A 10,587-nucleotide genomic window follows, 5' to 3' on the forward strand; every position below is an offset into this window, starting at 1 on the left:
TATTCAGTTAAGCTTTGACGAGCTTATTGCTTTGCTAGAAAAGACGCCGGTCATAACTACTTGGAATCCCTGGCTCAGAGTAAAGCTAGGTAAGAGGGCTGTAACATGTTTTTCTCTGTCAGAATTCAAGCTAGCAGTCAATCGTCTTCACCCGCTAACTGATGCGCCGACCGTCATCTTTGCAGCTCAAAATGAGAATGTGTCTGCTCACTGTTCTTTCTTGCCAATAGTACAATGTATATATGATCCCTCTAAGGATCCAGGCTTTGAGGTTCTCCTTGCGCAGGACTTTCATGAAATTTGTTTTATGCCGGGAGTTTTTAGACAGAGTAAAATTCCGGATTATTTTCTCGAGTCTGTAGACCTGTTGCAGCCATCAGTGGCAGTATTAATCGTCATTGATGGTCTATCGTTCACAGATTTCCCTGAAGACCTGGCTGTTCCTTGCTTGGTGGATGGGGTATCACTTACGCGCGAGGGAATGCGGCGGTTAGTCGGGGTACCCCATATAGCCGAACGACTTTTTGAGCGCGGGATTTCGAACCGGGTAGGGTTTTCATACTGGGACCGGCATAACCAGTTGGTGGACCAGTTGTTCTTCACGTTTGCCCAGGGTCAGCTGAGGAAAGTGGAAAGCTTTGACGAGATTATAGAGTGGCTCCAAACCAAGCATCTAAATAACCGAACTTATGTGCAGATTATCCGTGCGGGGCTCGATGGATACGCCCATCACCATAGGGACCGCCCTCCCAAGGAACATCTTCTTGGCGCGATTAAGAAGGATGTTGCCAATTTGATAGATAGGCTACGGGGGTTGGGAATGACGTTTGTATTAGTTCTAACAGCTGACCATGGCATCCTCTGGCATAATGAGTTTCCAGACGACGCAGTGTTTCTCGACGAAGGAGCGGTGCCAGTACGCTATTACCGTGGAAAGGAAAAGGTCCCACAGATTTTGAGGCAATTCGGGGTTTGGCACTCGAGAGACAACGCCTTCTCTTTGCCAGTGACTCACCATCGTAGAAGGCTGAGGAACGTAGAATGGGGATGTCATGGCGGTGTGAGCATGGCAGAGTCTTTTGTCCCATTACTTCGAGTATTTGGTTAGCATGGATAAAGGAGGCGACCTCATCTTTGGCACAGCGAGTTTTATTGCGGATCGGCAAAGATATAGAGACTAACGAAGAGGTAATCATTGAGGGGGACCGGTCGCGAGTTGTATTTATTTGCGGTAAGCGAGGTTCTGGTAAATCGTATACAATGGGGGTTCTTATTGAAGAACTCTTTGAGAAGGCACAAGGAGACGCACTTATTGTATTGGCGGATCCCATGGGAATCTTCCACACAATGACTTTGCCAAATGACGACCAGATTCACGAACTTTATCGATGGGGGTTGACTGAAAAGGGCTTTCCTATACGTTTGCTGGTTCCAGGTAACCCTATACGGCGGTATGGCGACGAAGAGATCGTTGATCTCTTACGGCAACGAGGAGTTGATGTCCAATCGTTGCGCATAAACCCTGCAGACTTATCTCCTGATGCTTGGTGTTCTTTATTTAACCTTAATGTGAACGACTTGATGGGGATCGCCCTTTACCGTGCAGTTTCCAACTTGCAGGAGAAAGGTGATTTTTTCTCTGTTGCTGATCTAGAGCGATCAGTCGAAAGGGATCCTAGGGCGCAGGAGAAGACGAAGGAGGCGTTACTTAACAGGTTAAATATTGCCTCCAAGTGGGGCATTTTCGAAGACAACAGCAGTTATGCTGAAGAAAACATATTCGCTTCAAATGCAATTAATGTTCTTGACCTCAGCGTGATTGATCCCGGATCGCACGGATTGCGCAACCTGATAGTCGATATTGTTGCTCGTAATCTCTTCTCGATTAGAACCAAGGCCAGGCGGAAGGAAGAATTTGGTCTAAGCGCTGAGCTCCCGAGGGTTTGGCTAGCCATGGACGAAGCTCACCAGTTCGTGCCGCAATCGGGACCGTCATTATGTAAGGAGATTCTTATACGGTGGGTAAAAGAGGGACGTCAACCTGGACTTGGGCTCATCGCTGCCACGCAACAGCCATCTGCGATTGACTCCGAGCTGCTATCACAGTGCGACTTGATTTTATCTCACAAGATTACGGCCATAGACGACATTCAATCCCTTAACCGCTTGAGCGCCACCTACATGGGTGGCGAACTAAAGACTTTTGTGCGCAGTCTTAATCGACGTGGTGAGGCAATTCTTGTTGACGATGAGCGGGAAAGCGTTTGCCGGATCGCTATCCGGCCAAGGCGAAGCAGGCATGGTGGCGGAGAGTCTACTGAACAGAAGATAAAGCGTTCGCTGTTTTAGCAAGGGCTGTGATGGGTATGGCTAATGGAGTAGCCAAGGAGGAACTTGCAAAGGAATTCGACGAGACAAAGGAACTAATTGATCTTCTAAATGACGACAATTTAGTCGATATCGAGTCTCTTTTGGACAACATAGATTTCCGGGATAAGGACCGTTATATGAATGCTCCGGTCCGGCTTAAACTTCCTAATGAACTAGCCGTACAACCGGGGGTGAAAGTCTTTGTTGACCAAGTTAGCGGTTTGCCAAGGCTTAATTTCCGAGGACAACGAGACGCAAAGGCCAAGATTGAAAATGGAGACCGCCAGGCATTAGAAGAACTGATTATTACCGGGCTTCCATGGATCTTTAGGATTGCAGAAAAATACGGGAAAGCTTGCCCGTATGAATTCCTTGACTATGTCCAGGAGGGCGTTTTCGGCCTGGTCGAGGCAATCCGCCGATGGGATCCTGAGAAGGGCGCTCTTGCAACGTATGCCGCCTCTTGGATTAATCAGAGAATCAGTCGCTACATTGCCGAGGTAGGCAGCACCTTGCGCCACCCGGTTCACCTGTTCGAGGAGCGCAAAAGGATAGTAGCCCAGATTCGCAAGACTGGGAGAATGCCTTCTGACGTTAAGAGTACTGATCTAGCGGCTTGGCTGCCGCCCGTTTCGTTAAATAGTGATCTAAGTTGGGTTTTGTCTGCAAGTATAAAAGACCAAGCCTTGAGGCAGAAAGAAAGCCCGCTTCCTCCTGGGCAGTACATTTTCGAAGATATTCCCGATACCTATAGTTTCGAGGATGATACCATCGATCGACTGTATCTTGAACAAGTACGCAAATGGTTTAATGAGCTTGACATATCCGAGAGACAAAGGTTTGTACTGGTTAACCGATATGGGCTTAACTCTGATGGAAGGAAGAAGACTCTTGGGGAGGTGGGAAAGCTACTTGGACTAACTCGGGAGAGGGTCCGGCAAATAGAGGCCAAGGCCATTAAGAGACTGAGGCATCCAAGCCGGTCAAGGGCTATAAAGGTTTTGGACAGACCTGAAAAACCAATTCAAAGGATGGAATATCGTCCTCCAAAACCCGGTTATGTTAAGAACGAGAGAGTTGCCGTTTCAGTTATGGCAGGGAAAAACTCAAGAGAAAACGATCTGCAGGAAAACGATCTGCACGCGGTACAAGCCGTGTTTAGTTTATTTAATCGCCCCGTGATATCAGAAAGGGACTTGGTGTCGGCCCTGGAGAAGGTTGACGTTGCGAAGTTAAGGTACTTTTGGAAGGATTTTTGGTGCATTCCCGCTGTTCAGGAGGCACTAACTCGTAAGCAAAAGATGGCAATCGGACGAGCTATCAATAACGAGCTAGCTATTGGTCAACAGACAATAGGGTTTATGAAGAGAGGGCTAGTTCGTTTTTTCCGAAGATTCCTAGTCCGCCACCATTAAAGCTCCTGATCATACCTTTTTGCTCCTATCCTACCAAAGCTTATATTGCGAACAAATTCAAGTATCAACATTCGACAATTTTCAGCTGATTGAACTAGGCTGGCAGGAATTTAACTAGGCAGCGTGGAAAATTAAGCCAGGTGGACTTTGGCTTACCCTTCTTGGGCCTCCCCACCTGGCTAGTTTTTTGCGGATTTTTGTCGAACTCGGCCCAGAACGACACTCTATGTCGTGGGATGTATGTTATGGTAGAAATGCCTTGGTAGATTCTCCTATTAGGGGGTGCGCTAAAATAAGGGTCTCGTTGGAATTCGTCAGCAACCCGCTGTTTCTTCCCATCCAGTACAATCACTTTTTGCAGGGCATGATTTATGAGCATATTTCAGATAGGGCTTTGCGCCGTTTCCTTCACGAGCACGGCTTTTCGTTGGAGAAACGCCACTTTAAGCTCTTTACCTTCTCGCGCCTGGAAGGCCCATTTAACCTTCACCCCGCCGAAGGGGTGATTGAGATCCTATCCCCGTTTCGCTTAGTTTTGTCTTCCATTGTCGATGAGATAGTCAGGGACTTTTGCGAAACTATCACCAAAAAGGACAGTTTCAATTTAGTGGGGCAAACCGTCTATGTAAAGGGCATTGAAGTAGTCCCTACCCCGGAGTTTAATGCCAACCAGCCGGTGCGGATCAGGATGCTTTCCCCGGTAGTCATGTACAGCACTACCTTCCGGCCTACGCCGGAGGGCCCCAAGCGCTATACCCTTTACCATAGTCCTTGGGATGAAGGCTATTCAGAGCTCTTATATAACAACCTGGCCAAGAAGCACATGGTCTGTTATGGCCGCCGGCCGGCAAGCCGAGAATTTCTTCTTGTCCCATTATATCCTAGGGACGATCGGCAACAGAAAGTGATGCGGTTTAAAGGTACGGTCATTAAGGGCTGGATGGGTACCTATCAGCTCCAGGGGGATCCTGCCCTCTTGCGCTTGGCTTACGAAACCGGGTTGGGGTCGAAGAATTCCTTGGGCTTTGGCTGTTTCGAGGTAGAAAACGAGACATTAGCGCCAAAGGCGAGACGAGATTAGATTGGGAGGGATTGCCATGCTAGAAGCAATGCGAGATCTAGGTAGCATTGCGGCGTCAGGCAAAGGCGCCGATTTTGTGACCGCCTTGACCCAGCCGTTGGCCGTGGAAAAAGAGGGCAAGAAGCAGTATGTGATGATCCTAGACCTCGATTTGTCAGCAGGGAGGGTTAGCTTGGTTCCGGAAGAGATTTCAGACTCGACGGCTGACAAGTACCTATGGGTGGGCAACGCCGATGGCTCCAGCAGCCCCCAATGGTATCCAACCACCGACAACTTAAACTTTTTGGTTTCCCAAACTGTGCCCAACCTTCTTCGTAAGTTTGACGCTACTGGCACGCTGATAGAGCGGGTAGCCCAAGAGCTATTACATCGGTTTTTTTATGACCTGGGGCCACAGAGCGGCGCGCAAAACCGCTATCGCTGGGTCCTGCACTTAGGCAAAGTCTTGGATCCAAGCTTGCTTTGCTCCAAGGACAAGGGGTACCAGGAGTGGCAGCAGGCGGGTGGGGACCCGGACCGCTTTATGGCGTTGCTCTACCGATCAGTGGACAAGAACGCCAAGAAAATGGTGGACAAGGTGAAGACAATCCTGGAGGCAGTGGTCGAAAGGGCTACCGGGATATCGGCTAAAAAGGAAATCCGGCTGTGGGTTTTGGCCGTCAACGGCACTCCCCTTGCCAGTTATGAGGATTATGCGCCGGTTGTGGCTCAAGATAAGGTGGAGGCTTTTTACCAAGACCAGTCCGAGTCGAGGGATGATTTGCTTTGTTCTGCCTGCGGTCGGCGCGCCCGGGTTACCGCCAACACCACCCGGCTAAAGTTTAAATATTACATAACCGATAAAGTCGGGTTTTCCTCAGATCTTAGCGGCAAATTCTTTCGCAATTTCACTCTCTGCGCTCAATGCTATAAGGCGCTGCTGGCAGCGGAAAGCTATACGGCCAAAAAGCTGGGTACCCGGCTGGCCGGCTTCAATGTCTTCCTGATTCCTGGATTCCTATTTGGAGCAGAAATTCTGCCCCAACAGCTTGACCAGTGGGCGGAGTACATTAAGTTTAGCTTCAACTCAGCCGCAGCCTTCAAGGGCATGGTTGATTATGAGGAGAAGCTTAAGGATTATATTGAGTATGAAGACCAAAAGAACAGTTATCTTCTCAACATTCTCTTCTACTTAAGAGCGCAGGCAGAATTCCGGGTGCTAAGGCTGATCAAGGACGTGCCTCCATCTCGCCTAGACCTGCTCCGCATTACCACTGCCCAGGTTAGAGAGGCGGCTCAGTCCTTCTTTAAGGATTCGTCTCAGTGGAACATCGATCTGCAGTCCATCTATTTCCTGATTCCACTGGAGGTCGGCAATAAGAGTCAGGAATATAAGAAACTGCTTGATATCTATGATAGCATCCTCTCCAACCGCCCTTTAAGCTATGCTAACTTGATTGACCAATTCTTGGGGACAGCTAGGGTTTACCGTTTTGAGAAGTTTAATAACTACAATATCAAGCTTGGAAGAGGTGACTGGGAGACTGGGCTAGCTTTTGCCGTGGTGCGCCAAAACTTGTTCCTAAATTACCTGCGGCGCCTGAATTTAATTCAAGGGGGAAAGCTTATGGACTATGATGCCCTGAAGGTAGAAGGGGAAATGAGGAATTACCTAAAGGAGATGGGCTACGGGGAACAGGAAGCTGCTCTGTTCTTGCTCGGTTACCTGGTGGGGCAAATAGGCAGCGCCCAGCGACGGCAAGGGGTTAGCAAGGCCATCCTCAATAAGCTCAATTACCAGGGCATGGACCGCAACCAGCTGGTAAGGTTGACTAACGAGGTTTTCGACAAGCTGCGCCAGTACAAGATCTTGCCGTATAACGAGATAGTGCTAGGCGAGGCTAAACGCCTGCTAGACAAGAATTACCATGCTTGGAAGCTTTCCGATCAGGAAAATGTATTCTTCCTGCTTTCCGGCTACTCTTATGCCACCGTCAAGGGTATTGAAGCAGCCCAGGAGAAGAAAGCTGCTGGCGGTGAGGATTATGAGGAGGGGACTGAAGCAGCAGAGGGCCTATAGCTGGTGATGAAAGGGGAGAGGTCAGGACTGACGGAGTCATTTGTGGTGCTAACTTGGATGTGACTTTAGAAAGGAGAAATGGGAATGGCCATGAAAGCTGAGGGCAAGCTCAACAACAGTGAGATTCTCTTTATCTACGATGCCAAGCTTTGTAACCCTAATGGTGATCCTGACGATGAAAACCGCCCGCGCATGGATTACGAGCGGGGCCGCAACTTAGTCAGCGATGTTCGGCTCAAGCGCTACATAAGGGATTATTTCCAAGATTGCTTTGAAGCTGACCCTACGAAAGGGATCTTTGTATCCAAGGTAGAAGGTAAGACCGTCAATGCCACCGAACGTCTTAGAGCATTGTTAGGTAAACAAGCAGGTCCCAGCGACATTCCCAGGATCCTTGAGTCTCTGATTGACGTTAGGCTATTTGGCGCCACCATGCCGATTAAAGGCGAGGGTGGCCGCGGCGGCACCTCCATCCGGTTCACCGGGCCAGTACAGTTTAACTGGGGCTATTCCTTAAACCGAGCCGAGCTGGTGGATTCCTCCAGCATCACTTCTCACTTCGCTGCCGAAGAAGGTAAAGAGCAGGGAACCATAGGTAAGGACTACCGGGTATATTTCTCCCTTATCGGTTTTCACGGCATTATAAGCGGTATCCGAGCCCAGGAGACCAATCTGACTATGGAGGATATTCATCTCTTGGACCAGGCCATGATTAAGGCCATCCCCCTCCAGGCCACCCGCAGCAAGATCGGCCAATACCCCCGGCTGTATATACGGGTCGAGTACAATGACGCCTTGAGCATTATTGGCGATTTCCGGGATCTGGTGCATTTGCAAGAAACTGAGGGACTTCGGGATATAACTGAGTGCGAGTTGGTTGTTGACGACTTGTTGAATCAACTATCTGCCAAGAGCGATGCTATTAAACAAATCTACTTCTGGCATGACGAGAAGCTAGCCCTCAGCTACCAAGGGAAACGGGGCAGGCTAGAGGAGCTGGTGGGAGGCGAGCTTGAGGGCAAGCTGGTTCGCCTTTCTTAAAGGGAGATGCACTATGATCGATATAGAAAGGCTGTTGGTATTTGACTTGGTCGGCCCCATGGCCCACTTTCGAAAGTACTATACCAACTCCTCTTCTCTTACTTATTCGTTTCCGCCCCGCACTGCTATTACCGGGCTGTTGGCGGGCGTGCTCGGCAAGCCCCGGGACAGCTACTATGATGAACTGTCCACCGCCAATTGCTGCATTGGCGTAGCTATAAAGGTGCCGGTGCGGCGGATTATGCAGACTGCCAACTACGTGCGCACCAAAAAGCTAAATGAAGTAGACGGCAGCGCTGGGCCGACCCAGATACCGCTGGAAATCTTGGTGCCTGCTCGGGGTCCAAGTCTGCGCTACCGGATCTATTTTGCCCACCAAGACCAGGAACTAATGGATGAGCTTATAGACTTGGTATCCCAGGGCAAGGCATATTATCCTCCCTACCTGGGGTTAGCCATGTTCCTGGGCCGGCTAGAGATGGTGGCGGAGGTAGGAGCAAGGGATTTGCAGTTAATTGCCCCTGGCAGTGCCGTAAGCTTGGATAGCGTTTGTTGCCTGGAAGCGGTTGCCTATAAAGGGCTAGAGTTTAAGGGCAGGGAAGGGGAGCGGTTGCAGTATATCAAGGAGAAGATGCCGGTAGAGTTCGATTCCAATCGCTACCTGAAAGCTACTGCCAGCTACTTGCTTGAGCAGAATCAACATAAGCTACGGGCCCGGATGCAAGTCCCAGTCTATACTGTGTCCTACCGGGATAGGACCGGCAATGACCAGGAGGAATGCATTTCGTTTCTTGAGCCACCTTCCTTACCTGCGGGCTCTGAACAAAAGCGTGGATAAACAAGGGGGAATATGGCTTGGAGTTCTATTCGCACCCGGACAAGCTCTTGCGTGAGCACTTGGTTGAGGTGGCTAGGGAAATGGAGAGAGCCATCCAGGCGAGCCCCGCCTTAGGCGGGGCTCGCCTCGACCTCTGCGGCAGACTGCTGGCCTACTGTCATGACTTCGGTAAGTACACCAGCTTCTTTCAAGACTACCTGCTGCGGAAGAAGGAGCATGGCACCCTGCATCACCACGGCTTTATCTCGGCCGTCTTTGCCGCCTATCAAGCGGGCAAGGGTAACTTTGTAAGTGGGGAGGTCTTCCGCGGAACTACAGGGCAAGACTACTTTCCGCTGGTAGCGTACTTTGTGGTATTACACCATCATGGGGCTCTAGGTCTAGTCGAAGAAGAGGTAGTCAGGGAGAGAGAGTTGGAGGGAGACTTCTCGAACATAAGCAATGTGAGCTTGCGACCTCGCTTGAAGGTGGCTTTAGAACAGGCAAAGGATCTCAAGGTGCATGCTGATGAGATCGAAGCTGAATATCAGGAATCCTGTGGCCTTTCGGGGGTCAGAGAGTTTCTCGACCAATGGATACAAGTATTCGGAGGCCTGCACCGCCTTTGTTATTGGCTGATGAACAAGGAACTGGCGGAGTTTCGCCAGGGCTTGTTTTACAAAATTCTCTACTTATACTCTTTGCTTATTGATGCTGACAAGCGAAGTGCCGGAGGAACTGCTAGTACTAGGCGCCTCAGCCTTCCGCCTGATTTGGTAGACCGCTACCGGAGGCAGGTTTTTGGTTTGGATGCAACTGGCGATGGCCGACAAAGTGAACCGGAGGCCGAGATTAAGCAAATGAATCAAATTCGGGAACGACTGTACCACTTAGCAACCACCAACCTGATTCAAGCCCTGGAAGGAGAAGCCGAGCCACATTTATTTACCCTTACTGCCCCCACTGGCTCCGGCAAGACGCTGACGGGCTTCTCCGTTGCTTTGAAGCTACGACACTGGGTTGAGCAACATCATGGTTACAGCCCTCGCATCATTTACTGCCTTCCCTTTACGAGCATCATTGACCAAAATTATGGGGTTATCGAAGAGGTGCTGGGGATGCTCCCTGATTTTGAGGCCAACCGTAGCGCCTATCTCATCAAGCATCACCACCTGTCCGATGTTTTCTATACCGAAGACGGAAAGGAACGGGCGTTGGATGAGGCGATGCTGCTAGTAGAGAGCTGGGAATCAGAGATAGTAATCAGTACCTTTATCCAGTTCTTTTACGCTATCATAGGTTATCGCAACCGAGCACTCAAGAAACTCCACAACATTGCCGGGTCTATCGTAATTCTAGATGAGGTGCAAAGTGTAAAGCTAGAGTACTGGGATTTAATTGGGTATGCATTGAAGTTAATTACCAAGGAGCTGGGTTGTTACGTCTTGGTAATGACGGCTACTAGGCCGCTTCTCTTTGCTCCCGGTGAGGCAGTTGAGCTGACCGGTGAAAGCGAGACCACTCGCGGGCTCTTTAGTGGATTGGATCGGGTTGAACTCCTTTGCCGGACCGAAAAGGAGATAGCCATTGAGGACCTGTTAGAAGAATTCAAGGCCATCTATCAGCCCGGACATTCCTATCTTCTAGTTTTTAACACTATTAACTCTTCCCTTAATGCCTACCGGCAGATTCGGGATATGTTAGCTGGGGACCCAACTGCAGAAGTCTTCTATTTATCTACGAATATTATCCCCAAGGAAAGGCTATCCAGAGTAGAAGAGATTAAGCGACGAGTTGGAGGCAG

The 10,587-nt window shown here is 49.7% G+C and carries 7 protein-coding genes and 1 pseudogene (1 of these 8 cut by a window edge); all 8 read left to right on the forward strand.

The genetic code is table 11. The features are described from left to right. Positions 1–1,108: pseudogene (locus H5U02_10815) on the forward strand (hypothetical protein); it begins 848 nt to the left of the window's first position. Further along, the gene (locus H5U02_10820) at positions 1,048–2,349 is read left to right on the forward strand and encodes an ATP-binding protein (protein ID MBC7342914.1); all 1,302 of its coding nucleotides are present in this window, start codon (positions 1,048–1,050) and stop codon (positions 2,347–2,349) included. The pseudogene H5U02_10815 and the gene H5U02_10820 overlap by 61 nt, the downstream one beginning before the upstream one ends. An 11-nt stretch (positions 2,350–2,360) precedes the next feature. After that, on the forward strand, positions 2,361–3,785 hold the full coding sequence (locus H5U02_10825) for a sigma-70 family RNA polymerase sigma factor (protein MBC7342915.1): 1,425 nt from the start codon (positions 2,361–2,363) through the stop codon (positions 3,783–3,785). 304 nt (positions 3,786–4,089) lie between these two features. After that, positions 4,090–4,866, forward strand: a complete 777-nt coding sequence (cas6, locus tag H5U02_10830) for a CRISPR-associated endoribonuclease Cas6 (protein MBC7342916.1) — start codon at positions 4,090–4,092, stop codon at positions 4,864–4,866. A gap of 16 nt (positions 4,867–4,882) precedes the next feature. After that, the gene (locus H5U02_10835) at positions 4,883–6,925 is read left to right on the forward strand and encodes a TIGR02556 family CRISPR-associated protein (GenBank protein ID MBC7342917.1); all 2,043 of its coding nucleotides are present in this window, start codon (positions 4,883–4,885) and stop codon (positions 6,923–6,925) included. A gap of 90 nt (positions 6,926–7,015) precedes the next feature. After that, complete coding sequence (gene cas7b / locus H5U02_10840) at positions 7,016–7,966, forward strand: type I-B CRISPR-associated protein Cas7/Csh2 (protein MBC7342918.1); 951 nt, start codon at positions 7,016–7,018, stop codon at positions 7,964–7,966. A 13-nt stretch (positions 7,967–7,979) separates the two neighbouring features. Beyond that, positions 7,980–8,804: a type I-B CRISPR-associated protein Cas5 gene (gene cas5b, locus H5U02_10845; GenBank protein ID MBC7342919.1), complete on the forward strand. Its 825-nt coding sequence runs from the start codon at positions 7,980–7,982 to the stop codon at positions 8,802–8,804. A gap of 17 nt (positions 8,805–8,821) precedes the next feature. Next, positions 8,822–10,587, forward strand: a 1,766-nt coding sequence (locus tag H5U02_10850; GenBank protein MBC7342920.1) for a CRISPR-associated endonuclease Cas3'', incomplete at its 3' end; no start/stop codon positions are given.

Source organism: Clostridia bacterium, assembly GCA_014360065.1.
Taxonomy (GTDB): Bacteria; Bacillota; DSM-521; order Neomoorellales; family JACIYF01; genus JACIYF01.

Coding starts and splice junctions, on each gene's coding strand:
- cas7b (MBC7342918.1), top strand. CDS start 7,016: ATGAAAGCTGAGGGCAAGCTCAACAACAGTGAGATTCTCTTTATCTAC.
- H5U02_10825 (MBC7342915.1), top strand. CDS start 2,361: ATGGGTATGGCTAATGGAGTAGCCAAGGAGGAACTTGCAAAGGAATTC.
- H5U02_10835 (MBC7342917.1), top strand. CDS start 4,883: ATGCTAGAAGCAATGCGAGATCTAGGTAGCATTGCGGCGTCAGGCAAA.
- H5U02_10820 (MBC7342914.1), top strand. CDS start 1,048: ATGTCATGGCGGTGTGAGCATGGCAGAGTCTTTTGTCCCATTACTTCG.
- cas5b (MBC7342919.1), top strand. CDS start 7,980: ATGATCGATATAGAAAGGCTGTTGGTATTTGACTTGGTCGGCCCCATG.